The organism is Proteus hauseri ATCC 700826 (assembly GCF_001654965.1).
Taxonomy (GTDB): domain Bacteria; phylum Pseudomonadota; class Gammaproteobacteria; order Enterobacterales; family Enterobacteriaceae; genus Proteus; species Proteus hauseri.
On record NZ_LXEV01000017.1, the window covers coordinates 28,446 to 44,022 of the forward strand.

Here is a 15,577-nt window from a genome sequence, read left to right on the forward strand (position 1 = left end):
AACAAGTGGGCTTTGTAAGTGGGGTCTATTGAGGCATTATGCCAGTATTTTAGAAGTTGGAATGGTCTCTCAGTATGATTGAAAATGGATATTATTTATTATTCAGAGAAGATTATAACGCCCCTGTAAGAAAGGCATATAGAGCAGCTGCTAAAACGGTAGGTTATGGTGAGAATGAGTAGTGGCATAGATTTATCAAAATGTTTGGTTATAGAAAGAGGAGCATGGCTTAAATTTTTTCTTCTCGATATATCAAATGTAGATGCTATAACTAATATTTCATTTAAGTGAGAGCTTTGGTGTTTATTGCCTAGTGTGTGTATGAAGAATATTCGGCTGAAATATTTCTTTGAACATTTCCATTTATTCTTAAATAAATATTATTAGACATTAATTTTTCCATTTTTATATAATTAAACTTCATGTTTATCTAAAGCTAAATTTATTTTAAGTTACTCTTATTAGATTAATTTAAAAAATCATTATATTAAAAAGAGGATGGGTTACTATCTAAATACTGTAGCCACTCATAGGATGTAATCACCATAACATTTAAATAACTTAAAGGAAAAATGACATTTTGAGTGAGTAAGCTAAAAAGTAATGTGATAAAAGAGATTTTGAGTTCTAGGAAGGCGCGGAGATTAATCATTGAAAATGATGAAACTCCAAAAGCAAAAAACCAGCCCTAAGGCTGGTTCTTCTAAATAGTGGTGCCCGGACTCGGAATCGAACCAAGGACACGGGGATTTTCAATCCCCTGCTCTACCGACTGAGCTATCCGGGCAACGGGGCGTATTAAACCCGATAACAGCTTGCTCGTCAACGTTATTTATCACAAAATCGTTTGATTGCTGTTTTTTTAAACTTATTGATTAATAAAACGCTAGTTTTATTAAAAAAAGATAAAAAATAGAGCTAAAAATATTTTTTGTATGATAAGAAAATCGCAAAATAGAAGTTTAGTGAGAAAATAATTATGTATCAGTTATAAAAAAGCTTACCCAAATTACGTTGGGTAAGCTTTATAAGTAGTTATTGAGTAGCAATTAACGGTAATTTCGTTGTGCTGTACTCACTTTTTCTAAGTAACGACGAGATTGATCAGCAGGGTGCTTATTACGTAATGTTGTATAAACTTCAGTAGGCTCTAGTTTGTTAATTATTACAGCCGCTTGTTTTTTATCACTATGGAAGACACGTAATACACTTCCTGCACCGCCATTATAAGCCTGTATGACTGCGTAACGACGCGATACGGGATCTTTGATATCACCAAGGTAACTATTTTGTAATATCGAAATATAAGCAGCACCAGCATCGATATTATTAGCGGGGTCAAACAAATAACTACGGCTTGGTTGCCCTGATTTACCTTGCATACGGAAAACATCACGACCTGCCGTTGCTGGCATAATCTGCATTAATCCCAATGCATCAGAGCTACTGACAGCGTAAGGGTTAAAACTAGACTCAATTTGCATAATAGCGAGGATCAGTGAAGGCTCTACGCCATATTTTGCCGCCGCTTGTTGAACTAGAGGTAAATATTTATGAGCACGTTGGTCAAGGTGATTTGGGACTAAATTCAGGGTAACAAACCAAATGGTATTACCGCCTGATTGGCGTTTTTGTAATTTATTAGCAATAAGATAATCTGCAAACTTACTCGCCCGCCATTCCCAACGTATAGATTGCCCCGTATTATCAAGTACCTGACCTAATAAGAAAGGCTCTGTACTATGAGGAATATTATTAACGTCGGAATAGAGATCGATAGAGCCGGGGTCTTCACCCATAAGTAGAGTAGTTACAATAGCTTTATGTAATTGGTATTGAGGCGCATCATTACCTAATGTTTCAATAGTAATAGTTCCCGCTTCAAAATTAATATGACTACGAGTTTTATAAGCATCCGTATATTTGACGTAGTCTTTAGGCCCTGCGATTAAAACTTCCTTCATACCCCAAATCATTTCGATATTATTAGCAAATTGGCCCATTAGAATATCAAAAGCATTAGTGTCTTTGGTGTAATCTGGCTCAAATGTTTTTGTCGGCTTACTACTACATGAAATGAGTAGCGGGGCGATAATGAGCAAGAGAAGGATTTTTTTCATAGTCAATTACATCGCTCTGGTGAATAAAAGACCAGAGCCTTAGAGGCTCTGGAAAAGTGATTATTATTTTTCAGGAGGGGTGTAGCCGTCAATCTGAATATCATGGCCTTCGAATAAAAATCGCACCATTTCTTGTTCTAATAATTTACGATCTTCAGGGTTCATGGTGTTAAGTTTTTTTTCATTAATAAGCATGGTTTGCTTGGTCATCCATTGTGTCCATGCTTCTTTTGATATTTCATTGAAAATGCGCTTTCCAATTTCTCCTGGGTACAACTGAAAATCAAGTCCATCAGCTTCTTTGTTTAGGAAAGTACAAAAAATAGTTCTGCTCATAATAAATCCTCAATATCGCAGGGATTAGCTTAGGCTAATTGTCTAAGTAAATTCTCTACAGGTGCTGCAAGCCCTACGGTTGCAGGTGTCTGTAAGTTATACCAAAGTCCTTTTTGCGCCTCCATCATAGAAGTCAACGTTGAGAGTTTTACGCAAATTGGCACAATATCTAAATGAAAGTGGCTAAAGGTATGTCGAAATGAAATCAGTTGTTCAGTTTCATTATTATCGAGCCCATGTTCGGTTAACCACTGTTCTAAAAGCATTTTTGTTTCAAACTGAGGAAATGCAAAAAGCCCTCCCCATATACCCATTGGTGGTCTTTTATCCAGCCAGACAAGGTTATCATACTGTAAAATAAGAAAATAAGTTGTTTTCTCAGGGATGGTTTTTTTCGGTTTTTTCCCCGGAAAATCAGCCCAATTACTTTTAGCATAAGCAATACAACCGGTATTTAATGGACATAATTCACATTTAGGTTTGCTACGAGTACAGACCATAGCCCCTAAATCCATCATTGCCTGATTAAAATATTGTACACCTTCAGCTGGTGTGACTTGTTCGCTAATTTTCCATAACTGGTTTTCAACTTCTTTCTTACCTGGCCAGCCTTCTACGGCATAGCATCGAGCTAAAACGCGTTTAACATTACCATCAAGAATAGGATAGTGCTTATTAAGTGATAACGATAAAATCGCGCCAGCAGTAGAGCGACCAACTCCGGGTAATGCACAAACGTCATCAAAGGTATCAGGAAACAGCCCTTGGTGTTTATCTACAATGTGTTGTGCTGCTTTATGTAAGTTTCTTGCTCTCGCGTAATAGCCAAGGCCGGTCCATAGATGTAGGACTTCATCAAGAGGTGCTTGTGCTAATGCTTGAATATCAGGAAAGCGTGCAATAAAACGCTCAAAGTAAGGGATAACAGTCGCAACTTGTGTCTGTTGCAACATAACTTCTGATAACCAGACATGGTAGGGCGTTTTTTCTTGCTGCCACGGTAACGTTTTACGCCCGTATTTATGATACCAATCCAGTACGACGTGCGAAAATTGCAGTGCTTCCATCATATTTTGTTTTATTAACTCATCTTCTAATTAAGGGTAAGATTGCACCACAGAGTGAATAAACTGTAAACACTCTTAATATTTATCTTATAGAGTGGTGCTTATAAAGGCGACTCTTGCTAAACTTAGGGATCTTTGGATAATGTCGGCTAAGTTTATTGTGCAACGACATTATAACGGTATTAAGTAAACAATTGGCCTAACGACTGACAGTATTAGACATGATCAATAATGTAATTTCTCCGGAATTCAATGAAGAGGGCCGTGCTTTACGGCGTGTGCGTAGCTTTGTTCGTCGCCAAGGGCGACTAACACCTCGTCAACAGCAGGCTTTAGATACACAATTACCTATTTTTGGCATTGAATATCAACCGGAGCCCATCGACTTCAGTCAGGTTTTTGGACGCGAAGCTCCCGTTATATTAGAAATTGGCTTTGGCATGGGCGCTTCGCTTGTGACAATGGCAAAAAATTCGGCTGAAAATAATTATCTCGGTATTGAGGTTCATGCCCCGGGGGTGGGAGCATGTCTTGCAACTGCGCAAGAAGAACAAGTCAGTAATCTGCGAGTTATGTGTCATGATGCTATTGAAGTGCTCAATAACATGATCCCAGATAACAGCTTAAAAATGGTTCAGTTGTTTTTCCCTGATCCGTGGCACAAAGCGCGTCATAATAAACGACGCATTGTTCAAGTGCCGTTTGCAGAATTAATTTTAAGAAAACTAACATCAGAAGGTGTTTTTCATATGGCAACAGATTGGCAGCCGTATGCAAAACACATGCTTGAAGTGATGACAAGTGTTGATGGTTATCAGAATTTGTCAGAAACTCAGGATTATGTACCGCGCCCAGAAACCCGTCCTGTGACCAAGTTTGAAAAACGTGGTCATCGCTTAGGGCATGGGGTATGGGATCTTATGTTTAAGAGGGTAAAATAATGGCTAAACAACGTAGTCGCCGTTTACGCAAAAAGTTGCGTATCGATGAATTTCAGGAATTAGGTTTTTCAGTTAAATGGAGTTTTCCAGAAAATACCCCAATTGACGAAGTCGATAGCTTTGTTGATGAGCTGATCCTCAATGTCATTGAGCCTAATGGGCTAGCATTTGATGCAAGTGGCTACCTGAGTTGGGAAGGTTTAATTTGTTTACAACAAATTGGTAAATGTACAGAAGAGCATCGCCAACTTGTTGAAAAATTCCTCAAAGAGAAAAATATGCAAGATGTACAAACATCTGAATTATTCGATGTTTGGTGGGATTGATTTAATTTTATAAATTTAGAAATAATAACAAGGGCATCCAATTGGGTGCCCTTGTCTGTATAGGGATGGGATTGTGATTACAACGTTATCTAACGCATTACTGTCAGATATACTGCAACAAATTCGGCCATTAATAGGACAAGGAAAAGTAGCAAATTATATTCCTGCCCTTGCTCAGGTGCCTCCCGAACAGTTAGCAATGGCGGTATATACCGTTGATGGCGAGCTTTATCAGTCGGGTATGGCGGATAAACGTTTTTCTATTCAATCCATTTCTAAAGTATTAAGTCTTACATTGGCATTAACTCGTTATGAAGAAAATGAAATTTGGCAGCGAGTAGGTAAAGAACCTTCTGGCTTACCTTTTAATTCATTAATACAGTTAGAAATGGAAAAAGGTATTCCTCGAAATCCCTTTATTAATGCGGGTGCGATTATTATCACAGATATGTTGCAATCACGTTTAAGTGCGCCTAAGCAAAGAATGCTAGAGGTTATTCGTTTTCTTACTGATACACAGGATATTTGCTATAACTCCGTTGTGGCTAAATCAGAAATGGAACATCTTAGTCGTAATGCTTCTATTGCTTATTTAATGAAATCTTTTGGTAATTTCGATAACGATGTTATTACTGTATTAGAAACTTATTTTCATTATTGTTCTATTGAGATGAGTTGTATTGAATTAGCACGCTGTTTTAGTTATTTGGCAAATCAAGGCGTGAGTGTGGTTAATAAAAATCAGATTATTACGCCAAGACAAACTCGCCAAATAAATGCGTTAATGTTGACGTGTGGAATGTATGATGGTGCAGGTGAGTTTGCATTTCGTATTGGTATTCCCGGTAAATCGGGTGTGGGCGGTGGTATTATCGCGGTTGTACCTGATGCTTTTACGGTTGCGGTGTGGTCACCAGAGCTGGATAAGTCAGGTAATTCCTTAGCAGGTTGTGCTGCGCTTGAGTTATTAGCCAACAAAGTAGGGCGGTCTATATTTTAACCGTTATTTACAGCTATAAATAAAACGTTTTTAGATACGCTTTTCAGGAGAGTTGTTATGGGTTTTAAAAAATTAGTTGTTGCACTGACTTTTGTTGCAACTTCGGCAACAGCTGCACCCAGTTTTGATTGTGCGGTTACACCAAAAGATGATTTACGTATTACCCCTGAGTTTGTCGAAGTTGCGGGTTCTAGTGGATTACTGGTGATTTACCCTGATGGAACGCTACTGCAAAATGAAAAAAGCAAAACACTAACAGCACAACAACAAGCATTAGCAAAAAAATTCCAAGCGACAGTAAGACAAGATATCCCTTGGTTAAGAACAGAAACTGGCGCTAAATTACAAGAGTCTCGTAAAGTATTAGATCAAGTGGTTATTGAGGCCTTTGGTAAAGAAAGTAATATTCTTAATCGATTAAAAACATTAGAAAAAAATCTTAATCAACAAATGGATACAGTGATAACAATAGAGCCAAACAATATTACTTTCCATTCTCAAGCAATTAAACAGGTTGAATTAAAAGGCCGTGAAATAATTGAAAGTAGTCTTGGTGGAATGTTGCAAGATAGCATCAATGAGCTTGGGAAAAAGCAACTGTTAGCCGCCACTAGTGGTGATAGTAAGAAAGCATTGGGTGGGTTATTAGGAAACCTTGAAGGCTTTCAAAAAATTATAGATAAAGAATGGAAACAACAAGAAGCGGCATTTTCTCAGTTTGGTCAGCAAGCTTGTAGCAAAATAACGCAAATGGAAAATCAACGTGTTGAATTAATTAACTCGTTAAAAAAATAGCAATAACACGCTAATAAAAAAGGAAAATAAGGATGATAAGAGCACGAAAATATTATCCTTATAATCAATAAGCTTTATAAATTGATAATTCACATTAATTGAAAATAACAATGAAAATCATTCTTATTCAATTGACTTGTGAGCATAGCCGTTTAGAATGCCCTGTTTGAGTATTCCACTTAAACAGGGCTAAGTTAATGAAAAAGATCCTTCCTTTAGTTATCGCATCTATTTTTTCAGTAACCAGTTTTTCTGCACTCAGTAAAACACCTATCGAATATCAACCTAACCAAATTGTTAACCAACAGAATGACAAATTAGTGATCAAACATGTGTTAGGCGAAACAGCAGTAAATAAAAATCCATCTAAAGTTGTGTTATTTGATTTCGGTTTGTATGACACCTTAGTTCAACTTGGCTTAGCCGATAAAGTAATAGGATTACCATTAGGTAATGCACCTGCTTATATTAAAGGAAGTATTGCAAATAATGTAGTCAATGTAGGTGGCATGAAAGCACCTGACTTAGAAAAGCTGGCTGAAATTAAACCTGATTTAATTATTATCACTGGTCGCCAAGGTGCTTCTTATGAAGCATTAGCTAAAATTGCACCTACAGTTAATTTAGGGACTAATAGCGAGAACTATCTTAATTCTGTCGAAGCTAATATTAAGCTAATGGGTGAGTTATTTAATAAAGAAGAAGCAACTAAAGAGCAAATTTCAAAACTAAATACAGTTATTGAACAAGCTCAAAAGAAAGCAGCAGAGTCTGATAAAAAAGTATTAGTTTTACTGCATAACGCTGGTAATCTAATGCAGAATAATCAAAATGTTGTTTATGATGTAGTAAAAGTGAAAAGAGCAGAATTACCACCTGTTTCTGAAGAAGAAAAAGGTAAACGTCGTGTAGTCACATCTGAAATGATTGCTAAAGCTAATCCTGATGTAATTTTAATTATAGATCGCAGTGAAGCTATCGGTGCTGACAAATTAGAAAAAGCAACATTTGAAAATGATGTAATTAAATCAACATCAGCCTATAAAAAGGGTGGAATTGTTTATCTACAAGCCGACCTTTGGTATCTCTCTGGTGGTGGATTAGATAGCTTAACAAAACAAATTGAAGCGGTAGAAAACGCTCTTTAAGATTAATATTATCAATTACAAAAACACCCATATTGTTTATCTCAGTATGGGTGTTTTTATTTGTCAGTAATTAACTTATTTTACAATAGCGATTATAAAAATAGCTCTAACAGTGAATTAAGGAAAAGCTTACCATGGGGGGTAATTTGCCAATGTGTCTCTGTTTCGCTGATATAACCTAATGCTAAAGCTTCATCAATTTGATGGCGGATAGTGCTTTCTGAAAGCCCCGTATAATCACTAAAATCTTGTCTTGGAAATGCTTCTAATAACCTAAAACGGTTCATAAAAAATTCAAATGGACGGTCATCATTATCAACAAAGTTTTGTTGGTCGAGATAACGTCCTTCCATAAAACCTTTTGGGTGCTTAGTTTTTACTGTTCGCATAATGCGACCATCTTCAAAACTGATTTTGCCATGAGCTCCACAGCCAATACCTAAATAATCGCCAAAACGCCAATAATTAAGGTTGTGTTGACATTGAAAACCGGGCTTACAATAAGCCGAGGTTTCATATTGTTGGTATCCTGCTGCTGTAAGTAATTTATCTCCTTCAGAGAAAATATTCCACAACATATCATCATCAGGTAATTTAGGTGGGCGAGATCCAAATTGAGTATTAGGCTCAATGGTCAATTGATACCAAGAAAGATGAGGTGGTGATAACTCAATAGCTTGCTGTAAATCCGAAAGTGCCTGAGGTAATGATTGATCGGGTAACCCATGCATTAAATCGAGATTAAAGCTACGTAGCCCCAATTGTTTTGCAAGTCGCGCTGCATTTTTAGCTTCTTCTGCGCCATGAATACGGCCTAAGCGAATAAGTTTGTCATCGCCAAAGCTTTGAACACCAATAGAAATACGATTAACACCAGCACGTTGAAAGCCAGCAAAACGCTCGGCTTCAACTGTACCTGGATTCGCTTCCATAGTAATTTCAGCATTAGGGTGAACAGCAATGCGCTGTTTTACGCCATAAAGCAGGTCTGCCATTGATTCGGCACTTAACAAACTGGGAGTACCACCACCAATAAAGATAGTTTGTACTTCACGAGAGCCAATATGAATAAGATCAGCATCTAAATCATTTAATAAATGCTGCACATATTCCTTATGTGGTACTTCACCTTTTAACGTATGTGAATTGAAATCACAATAAGGACATTTTTGTACACACCAAGGAATATGAATATACAAACTAAGTGGTGGCAGCTTAAGCATTCTTAAGGGCATCCAACAGTAATTTTAAGGCTTTTCCACGATGTGAAAATTGATTTTTTTGCTCTCTGGTTAATTGCGCGGCAGTACAGTTTAACTCAGGTAAAAAGAAAATAGGATCATAACCAAAGCCACCTTCACCATGCATTTCTGTAGTTAATACACCATGCCAAATACCATGAAAAATTAATGGAATTGGGTCATTCTCATGGCGCATATAAACTAAAACACAGTTAAATTGCGCTTGGCGTTTTTCCGCTGGAATATCTTTCATTGCTTCAAGCAATTTATCAAGATTTTGCTGATCTGTTGCATCAGAGCCAGAATAACGTGCCGAATAAATACCCGGAGCACCACCTAATGCATCAACAGAAATACCTGAATCATCGGCAATAGCTGGTAACCCAGTAACTTTGGCTGCATGACGCGCTTTAATCAGTGCATTTTCAACAAAAGTTAAACCTGTTTCTTCAACAGAATCAACACCAAGATCAGTCTGAGCAACGATATCTAAGCCAAAATCGGCAAGTAAAGATGCTAATTCTTTTACTTTTCCGGGATTTCCCGTGGCAAGAACAACTTTTTGCATTTGTTTTTCCTTAATAAAGGGTGACACTAAGTAGCCACTGCAAAACATCTACACGTAAATAGTTCAGGGCATAAAGAATAAGAATAACGATCATTGCTGAGAAATCTAATCCACCCATTGCTGGGATTACTCGGCGGATTGGTGCCATTAATGGCTCAGTTAATTGAAATAACAAACTATCAATAGGATTACGTCCTTGGCTTACCCAGCTAAGAATTGCACGAACGATAATTAACCAGAATAGGATTTTACCTACCGCTGTTAATAATTCGATAAATGCGAAAGGCAAGACTAAGGTGAAAGGTATTGCTCCACCAGCGCCAGATAAATAAGATGGAAGAATTATTTCTAAAATAATTAAGATATATGCTAATACTACAGAGGCTGTATCAATAGGCCCTATAGAAGGGATCACTTTTCTTAATGGGCGAATAACTGGCTGTGTAACTTTCACGACAAATTGTGAAAAAGGATTATAAAAATCAGCTCTAACGCACTGCATCCAAACACGTAATAGCAGCACTGCGGTATAGAGTTGAATAATAGTCAGAATGACAAAATTTAAAAAATTCATTAGTTAGCCCTGATGAAATTAAAACTGTTTTTCCATTTCTTGCGCTCGTTGTATCGCAGCCTGCATAGCAGAGGCGACATTTTCGGGCAATTTACCTTCATAAAAACTTGCTAGTGCAGCAGCGGTTGTTCCACCTTTTGACGTTACCTGCTCACGCAGTGTTGAAAAAGGTAATGTGCTTTGTTTTTCAGCTAACGCGGTTGAACCACTCGCAGCTTGTTGCACTATTGCTCTTGCAACTTCAGGAGCAAAGCCAAGACGTTCAGCTTCTTTTTGCATCGACTCCATAAACAAGAAAAAATAAGCCGGTGCACTACCAGCAACGGCGATAATATCATTGATAGCCGATTCTTTCTCTACCCAAACGGTTGAGCCAACACTTTTCATTAGCTCGTCAGCAAATTGTTTATCTTGGGATGAAATAGTGACTTGTGCAAACATACCACTTAAGCCTTTACCTACTAATGCAGGTGTATTTGGCATAATACGGATGAGTTGTAAGGTTGTAGCCAAATAATCATTATAGCGAGCAGCGGGTATACCTGCTGCAATAGTCAGTACTAATTTTTTACTAAAATCGATATTTTGTAATGGCTTACAGACATCCGCCATCATTTGGGGCTTCACTGCGAGTACGATAACATCAGCTTCTTGAACTGCTTTTATATTGTTATCAGTACTATGAATACCAAACTCTTTTTCTAACGGTTCTCGCCTCGTTGCAGAAGGTGCTGTAACAGTGATTTTTTTTGCCGGATATCCACCATTAATAAGTCCTGCAATAATGGCATGAGCCATATTTCCAGCGCCAATAAAGGCGATGCTGCGATGTTCCATATTAACCTCTAGTTTTTACTTGTTGGCGTAATCTCTTGCGCCAAAAATAGCAGTTCCAATACGAACTAATGTTGAACCACAAGCGATTGCGGCTTCCATATCATCAGTCATACCCATAGATAATGTATCAATATTGGGATACTGCATTTGTAACTGTTTGAAAGCGATATTCATTTGTTCTAATACAGCAACTTGTTTGTTGTAATCGCTTTCAGGTGCAGGTATCGCCATTAAACCACGTAATTTTATGCCAGGTAGGATTGAAATTTGTGCTGCTAACCCATCAAGCTCAGTCAATGTAATACCCGATTTACTATTTTCATCACTGATATTAATTTGAATTAATACATTTAATGGTGGTAACGAGCTTGGGCGTTGATCACTTAATCGCTGTGCGATTTTTAATCTGTCGATGGTGTGACACCAGTGAAAATGTTCAGCCACAAGGCGTGTTTTGTTTGACTGTAAAGGACCGATAAAGTGCCAAATAAGTGTGCTGTTATTAGCAAAATAATTGATTTTATCAACACCTTCCTGAACATAGTTTTCACCAAACTCAGTTTGCCCACAGGCAATAGCTTCTTCAATGGCGCTCGTAGGTTTAGTTTTACTTACTGCAAGTAGAGTAACTTCTTTTGGAGATCGGCCGCATTTTTGGATAGCTGCGTCAATGTGTGACCTGACATTGACGAGATTCTGTTTAATAGTATTCATGGCAACTCAGGAGATAATAAGATGAATATGGAAAATTTAATAACCTATAGTGTAAAGCATAACGCTTCCGATCTGCATCTTTGTTGTGGCGATGTTCCGCGATTACGTATTAATGGGATACTTTACCAACAAAATCAATGTAAACCTATTACCTCAGAGATGCTATTAGTGTGGATAATGCCATACCTTAATTCTTCTCAAAAACAGGGCTTCGATGATGAAGGTCAAATAGATATTGGCATTATGCTCTCTGATGGGCAACGATTGCGTGTTAATTTGTTTAGGCAGCAGCAAGGGGTTTCTGCTGTATTCAGAATTATTAATCAACAGATACCAACATTAAATTCACTTCGTGTGCCAGACTCTGTTTCAGCACTGTTAGAGAAATGCCCTCATGGACTGATCCTTGTCACGGGTTCAACCGGAAGTGGTAAGTCATCAACGCTTGCGGCGATGATCAATTATCTTAATCAATATAAACGTCAGCATATTTTAACGTTAGAAGATCCTATTGAGTTTATTCATAGCAATAAACAAAGCGTTATTCATCAACGTGAAGTTGGGCGTGATGTTAGCGATATTCTTAGCGCTATTAAAGCCGCATTACGCCAAGATCCTGATGTCATTATGTTAGGTGAGTTAAGAGATGCACAAAGTATTAAAATGGCATTAATGGCGGCAGAAACAGGGCATTTAGTATTAGCCACATTGCATACACAAGGCGCAGCACAAACGCTTGAACGAGTCACCAATGTATTTAGTGCAACTGAGCGGCAATGGATATCATCTCAACTTGCATGTTGTTTAAAAGCGATTATTTCGCAAGAATTAGTTCCGGCAACAGAAGGTGGGCGCGTAGCACTTTTTGAAATAATGCAAGTTACACAAGGAATTTCTCACCTCATTAGAGAAGGAAAATATCATCAAGTAACAACATTAATACAAACAGGGAGTGAATATGGTATGCAGACCTTCACATTAAGCCGCCAAAGACGGCAACATGAAGGCTTAATAAGCGGATAATACGTTGGTTTATTTAAAGGTAAGCAAGTTTAATATTGTTGCTCAAACCAGCTTTCGAGAATAATAACGGCAGATGTTGCATCGACACTGCCTTTGTCTAACGAGCGATAACCACCGCGCTCGAATAAATGGGCACGAGCTTCTACAGTACTAAGGCGTTCATCATGTAGTGCAATTTGTACACCAAAACGTCCATGAAGCCGATTAGCAAATTTTTTGGCTTGGGTTGTAACCAGTTGCTCTGTGCCATCCATATTTAAAGGAAGGCCAACTACAACTAAATCCGGCAGCCATTCTTTAATGATTTTTTCAATTTGAGTCCAGTCAGGAATACCATCTTTTGCTTTAAATGAAGCTAAGGCTCTGGCTGTTCCTGTGACTTCTTGACCAATGGCGGCACCTATACTTTTGGTACCAAAATCAAAGGCCATAACGGTTCTGTTAGACATTATGCGTGGCCAGCAGTAGGAGAAATGGTATGGATATTGATGCCTATTAATCCAGCTGCTTTATGCCAACGTTCAGCAACAGGGGTATCAAAAATAATTTGAGGTGAGGCTTCAACTGTTAGCCAGCTATTTTCTAAAATTTCTTGTTCTAATTGGCCTTTTTCCCAACTTGAGTAACCTAAAGATACTAAGGTTTTTTCGGGTTGTCTGGCTGTTCCTAAGGTTTCTAGCACATCTTTTGAGGTTGTTATCATCGTGCTATCACTAATTTTGATACTTGAGCTAAAGCCTGAAACGGGAGTGTGTAAAATAAAACCGTGCTCTTCGGCAATAGGACCACCTGACATAACAGGTTTTTGTAGGCTAATTGCTTCATCTCGGTCTGTAGAAAAGATCTCAAGTTGATCTAATACACTCTCAATTGAGATATCTTCAATAGGTTTATTAATAACTAAGCCCATCGCACCGTTTTCATTATGTTCGCATACATAGACGACCGAACGCTGAAATAACGGATCGCTTAATGAAGGCATAGCAATAAGAAAATGGTTAAGTAAATTCATAATAATAATACTATTCCCTGATTATTTTTATTAAAACACCTAGCCCTATCTATGTATTTAAACGCTATATTTCAATTATACAGATTAAATAAAGAGGGGCTAGGTAGATGCTTTTAAACCCTTAAGCAATGATGTTTAAAGGTTAGTTTTTCTTGTTAAGGCGCACTTCAATGGCATCCATCAACATACCTGTCACTGAAACATCAGGGTATGCTGCTTCAATCTCTCGCGCACAAGTTGGGCTAGTAACATTAATTTCAGTTAGTCTGTCGCCAATAACATCTAATCCAACAAAAATAAGACCCTTTTGTTTTAAAATAGGTGCTACTTGACGAGCAATAGCCCAATCACTTTCTGTTAATGGACGAGCTTCACCACGACCACCTGCGGCTAAATTACCACGAGTTTCGCCTTTTGCTGGAATTCGAGCTAAGCAATAAGGAACGGGTTCACCATCCACGACTAAAATACGTTTGTCACCATCAACAATTTCTGGCAAAAAGTTTTGAGCCATACAGAAACGGTGACCATGATCGGTTAAGGTTTCAATAATAACACCCACATTAGGGTCATCTTTCTTCAAACGAAAAATAGACGCTCCCCCCATACCATCTAATGGTTTAAAAATAACATCGCCATGTTTTTGATGGAAGGTTCGCAGGTGTTTAGCTTCGCGGGTCACTAGCGTATCTGGTGTTAACGCTGGGAACCATGCAGTAAATAGCTTTTCATTACAGTCACGTAAACTTTGTGGTTTATTTACAATTAACGTGCCCATATCTTCAGCGCGCTCAAGAATATAGGTGGCATAGATAAATTCAGTATCAAACGGAGGATCTTTTCGCATTAAAATAGTATCAAGTGATCCTAATGCAATATCTTGTTCTTGACTAAATTCAAACCATTTTTCTGGATTTTCTTCAACACTCAGTAAACGAGTACGAGCACGTGCTTCACCTTGTTGCAGGTAAAGATCGTTCATTTCCATATAATGAATTTCCCACCCACGACGCTGTGCTTCTAATAGCATGGCAAAGCTGGTGTCTTTTTTGATTTTGATGGATGAAATAGGATCCATCACAATACCTAATTTAATCATTATTTCTCCTTTATCCCAGATCGCCGAACCGAACCTGCAAAGCGGTGATTGCGGTGAGTGCTGTTGTTTCAGTTCTTAATACACGAGGACCTAATAAAATATCAGTAAAATGGTGCTTTGCCGTCATTGCTATTTCTTCGGGAGAAAGTCCTCCTTCAGGGCCGATAAGTAAACGTACTTTTTTGACAGGCAGTGGCAAGGTATTAATACTTTGGCTGGCTCTAGGATGTAAATTCAGTTTTAAACTATCATCAACTTGTGCACACCATTCCTCTAATGTAATAACTGGCATTAATTGTGGAATTTTATTTCGTCCACATTGCTCACAAGCTGAGATGATAATTTTTTGCCATTGCTGATGTTTTTTTTCTAAACGATTAGGATCTAGTTTAACACCACAGCGTTCAGAGATCAGGGGAGTGATCGTATTTACACCTAACTCAACCGATTTTTGGATAGTAAACTCCATTTTTTCGCCTCTAGAAAGCACTTGTCCTAAATGGAGATCGAGTGGGGATTCTTTATCATCAAGTTGTCCCTCATTAATTTGCACATTAACGGTTTTTTTTGTGCTTTCAATTATTTCAGCATTAAATACGTTATTTGAGCCATCAAACAGCGCGAGTTTTTGACCTGCTGTCATTCTTAATACGCGGCCAACATGGTTTGATGCTTCATCATCTAATGAAGTCTGAGTACCTGCAATGAGTGGTTCTGGATGATAAATGCGAGGAATACGCATAACGTGAAACCCTTACGTAAAAGATAGTTAACCG

General features: G+C 37.9%; 19 protein-coding genes and 1 tRNA gene. 7 read left to right on the top strand and 13 right to left on the bottom strand.

Annotated features, from left to right (window positions below; genetic code table 11):
• Positions 1-74 precede the first annotated feature (74 nt).
• Positions 75-182 (top strand): DUF4225 domain-containing protein, encoded by a 108-nt coding sequence (locus tag M997_RS17925; protein WP_074379337.1) that lies wholly within the window; start codon positions 75-77, stop codon positions 180-182.
• 529 nt (positions 183-711) lie between these two features.
• Here the strand turns inward: M997_RS17925 and M997_RS05945 are convergent.
• From M997_RS05945 to mutY, 4 genes are all read right to left on the bottom strand, one after another.
• A tRNA-Phe gene (locus M997_RS05945) sits at positions 712-787 on the bottom strand.
• Positions 788-1,049: 262 nt separating this feature from the next.
• Positions 1,050-2,120 carry a membrane-bound lytic murein transglycosylase MltC gene (gene mltC / locus M997_RS05950; protein WP_064719196.1) on the bottom strand — a complete coding sequence of 357 codons (1,071 nt, stop codon included), beginning with the start codon at positions 2,118-2,120 and terminating at the stop codon, positions 1,050-1,052.
• Positions 2,121-2,183: 63 nt separating this feature from the next.
• A complete protein-coding gene (locus M997_RS05955; RefSeq protein ID WP_064719197.1) occupies positions 2,184-2,456 on the bottom strand; it encodes an oxidative damage protection protein in 273 nt (90 codons plus the stop codon).
• Positions 2,457-2,485: 29 nt separating this feature from the next.
• Positions 2,486-3,526 (bottom strand): A/G-specific adenine glycosylase, encoded by a 1,041-nt coding sequence (gene mutY / locus M997_RS05960; protein ID WP_064719198.1) that lies wholly within the window; start codon positions 3,524-3,526, stop codon positions 2,486-2,488.
• Positions 3,527-3,744: 218 nt separating this feature from the next.
• Here mutY and trmB point away from each other — a divergent pair, with 218 nt between their 5' ends.
• The 5 genes from trmB to M997_RS05985 all read left to right on the top strand — a co-directional run bounded on the left by trmB (position 3,745) and on the right by M997_RS05985 (position 7,733).
• A complete protein-coding gene (gene trmB / locus M997_RS05965) occupies positions 3,745-4,464 on the top strand; it encodes a tRNA (guanosine(46)-N7)-methyltransferase TrmB (RefSeq protein WP_064719199.1) in 720 nt (239 codons plus the stop codon).
• On the top strand, positions 4,464-4,790 hold the full coding sequence (locus tag M997_RS05970; protein ID WP_064719200.1) for a YggL family protein: 327 nt from the start codon (positions 4,464-4,466) through the stop codon (positions 4,788-4,790). Before trmB ends, M997_RS05970 begins: the two co-directional genes overlap by 1 nt.
• A 73-nt stretch (positions 4,791-4,863) precedes the next feature.
• Positions 4,864-5,790 (top strand): glutaminase B, encoded by a 927-nt coding sequence (gene glsB / locus M997_RS05975; protein ID WP_064719201.1) that lies wholly within the window; start codon positions 4,864-4,866, stop codon positions 5,788-5,790.
• 57 nt (positions 5,791-5,847) lie between these two features.
• Complete coding sequence (locus tag M997_RS05980) at positions 5,848-6,585, top strand: DUF2884 family protein (protein ID WP_064719202.1); 738 nt, start codon at positions 5,848-5,850, stop codon at positions 6,583-6,585.
• A gap of 197 nt (positions 6,586-6,782) precedes the next feature.
• Positions 6,783-7,733, top strand: a complete 951-nt coding sequence (locus tag M997_RS05985) for a siderophore ABC transporter substrate-binding protein (RefSeq protein WP_064719203.1) — start codon at positions 6,783-6,785, stop codon at positions 7,731-7,733.
• A gap of 92 nt (positions 7,734-7,825) precedes the next feature.
• Here the strand turns inward: M997_RS05985 and hemW are convergent, their stop codons facing one another.
• From hemW to M997_RS06010, 5 genes are read right to left on the bottom strand one after another with little or no spacing between them, the layout of a single operon-like run.
• Entirely contained in the window at positions 7,826-8,956 is a 1,131-nt protein-coding gene (hemW, locus tag M997_RS05990) for a radical SAM family heme chaperone HemW (RefSeq protein ID WP_064719204.1), read from the bottom strand.
• The gene (locus M997_RS05995) at positions 8,949-9,542 is read right to left on the bottom strand and encodes an XTP/dITP diphosphatase (protein WP_064719205.1); all 594 of its coding nucleotides are present in this window, start codon (positions 9,540-9,542) and stop codon (positions 8,949-8,951) included. Before M997_RS05995 ends, hemW begins: the two co-directional genes overlap by 8 nt.
• Positions 9,543-9,552: 10 nt before the next feature.
• On the bottom strand, positions 9,553-10,116 hold the full coding sequence (locus tag M997_RS06000; RefSeq protein ID WP_064719206.1) for a YggT family protein: 564 nt from the start codon (positions 10,114-10,116) through the stop codon (positions 9,553-9,555).
• A gap of 18 nt (positions 10,117-10,134) precedes the next feature.
• Complete coding sequence (proC, locus tag M997_RS06005; protein ID WP_064719207.1) at positions 10,135-10,953, bottom strand: pyrroline-5-carboxylate reductase; 819 nt, start codon at positions 10,951-10,953, stop codon at positions 10,135-10,137.
• Positions 10,954-10,968: 15 nt separating this feature from the next.
• On the bottom strand, positions 10,969-11,667 hold the full coding sequence (locus tag M997_RS06010; protein ID WP_064719208.1) for a YggS family pyridoxal phosphate-dependent enzyme: 699 nt from the start codon (positions 11,665-11,667) through the stop codon (positions 10,969-10,971).
• A gap of 21 nt (positions 11,668-11,688) precedes the next feature.
• Between M997_RS06010 and M997_RS06015 the strand changes: the two genes are divergently transcribed.
• Entirely contained in the window at positions 11,689-12,690 is a 1,002-nt protein-coding gene (locus M997_RS06015) for a type IV pilus twitching motility protein PilT (protein ID WP_064719209.1), read from the top strand.
• A 29-nt stretch (positions 12,691-12,719) separates the two neighbouring features.
• On the opposite strand, the gene ruvX is transcribed toward M997_RS06015, so the two are convergent.
• The 4 genes from ruvX to rsmE form a co-directional block, all read right to left on the bottom strand.
• Positions 12,720-13,139 carry a Holliday junction resolvase RuvX gene (ruvX, locus tag M997_RS06020; RefSeq protein WP_064719210.1) on the bottom strand — a complete coding sequence of 140 codons (420 nt, stop codon included), beginning with the start codon at positions 13,137-13,139 and terminating at the stop codon, positions 12,720-12,722.
• A complete protein-coding gene (locus M997_RS06025) occupies positions 13,139-13,702 on the bottom strand; it encodes a YqgE/AlgH family protein (RefSeq protein ID WP_064719211.1) in 564 nt (187 codons plus the stop codon). The genes ruvX and M997_RS06025 overlap by 1 nt, the downstream gene beginning before the upstream one ends.
• 142 nt (positions 13,703-13,844) lie before the next feature.
• Positions 13,845-14,801: a glutathione synthase gene (gshB, locus tag M997_RS06030; protein ID WP_064719212.1), complete on the bottom strand. Its 957-nt coding sequence runs from the start codon at positions 14,799-14,801 to the stop codon at positions 13,845-13,847.
• Positions 14,802-14,811: 10 nt separating this feature from the next.
• Complete coding sequence (gene rsmE, locus M997_RS06035) at positions 14,812-15,543, bottom strand: 16S rRNA (uracil(1498)-N(3))-methyltransferase (RefSeq protein WP_064719213.1); 732 nt, start codon at positions 15,541-15,543, stop codon at positions 14,812-14,814.
• Between the last annotated feature and the right edge of the window lie 34 nt (positions 15,544-15,577).